Below are 1035 nucleotides of genomic sequence, written 5' to 3' on the forward strand. Positions count from 1 at the left end.
CCACCTCCTCAAGTTCGAGCACCATCCTCATCTGGTGATCAATGAATTTGTGACCATGCGGCTGGCCGCACTGCTGGGCATGCCGGTGGCGCGGGTCGAACTGCACAGGGTAGGCCAAGGCGATAGGTCCCACCGAGGCTTGCTGGTGGAACGCTTCGATCGGCGCCTTGACGAGGATGGCGTTAGGGTGCGCCGTCGTCACATGATCGATGCCTGTCAGGGACTGGGGTTTCCCGTCGCCCGAAAATATGAACGCAACTTCGGTGACGGGCGGGATGTGGCCCATATTCGGGAAGGGGTGAGCCTGCCACGGCTGTTCAGTCTCAGCACCCTCTGCGTCAATCCGGCGCAGGCCAGACTGGACATGCTGCAATGGCTGATCTTCAACCTCTGCGTCAACAATCACGATGCCCACGGCAAGAACTACAGCTTCTTCGTATCAAAAGCAGGGCTGATGCCCACCCCCTGGTACGATCTGGTCAATGTGGGGCTTTACCCCGAGTTCAACCAGCATCTGGCCATGGCCATCGGCGACGAGTTTGCTCCCGAGGCGGTCAACGNNCGTTACAGAGACGACGTTGAGCGCCGTTGCCACCATTTTCAGGCGCAGGCGGCGCTGTTGCCGGAGCTGCAACTGTAGCCGGGCCTTGTCCACCCCATGGGACGCAGCCCAGCCTTGAGCCCGTGGCGGGCATTACCTACAATGACCCACTTTTTATCAACCTCAGGTCTATAAAATGAGCGACAACAAACCTGCACTGCCCGACCGTCTGGCGGCCAACCCGCGCAGCCCGCACCATGTGGCACAGTGTTTCGAGCACGAGATCGGCATTCGCGTGAACGGCAAGGAGCGCACCAATGTCGAGGAGTACTGCATCAGCGAAGGTTGGGTGAAGATCCCCTCCCCCAAGGCCAAGGATCGCTACGGCAACCCCATGCTGATCACCGTCAAGGGCACCGTCGAGGCTTTCTACGCCTAAGCGGCCCTGACCGCGCGCCCCGCCGGGCCCGCCGCCATGCTGTTCAGAACACCGG

The 1035-nt window shown here is 61.0% G+C and carries 2 protein-coding genes; both read left to right on the forward strand.

Annotation, left to right across the window (positions count from 1 at the left end; translation table 11 throughout):
• Positions 1–55 precede the first annotated feature (55 nt).
• A complete protein-coding gene (locus tag BN1132_RS13135) occupies positions 56–640 on the forward strand; it encodes a HipA domain-containing protein (RefSeq protein WP_459348704.1) in 585 nt (194 codons plus the stop codon).
• Between the two features lie 97 nt (positions 641–737).
• Positions 738–980 carry a DUF3297 family protein gene (locus tag BN1132_RS13140; protein ID WP_042078135.1) on the forward strand — a complete coding sequence of 81 codons (243 nt, stop codon included), beginning with the start codon at positions 738–740 and terminating at the stop codon, positions 978–980.
• Positions 981–1035 lie beyond the last annotated feature (55 nt).

Origin of the sequence: Aeromonas sanarellii, assembly GCF_000820085.1 — a bacterium.
In the GTDB taxonomy this organism is placed as follows: Bacteria; Pseudomonadota; Gammaproteobacteria; order Enterobacterales; family Aeromonadaceae; genus Aeromonas; species Aeromonas sanarellii.

Coding starts and splice junctions, on each gene's coding strand:
- BN1132_RS13140 (WP_042078135.1), top strand. CDS start 738: ATGAGCGACAACAAACCTGCACTGCCCGACCGTCTGGCGGCCAACCCG.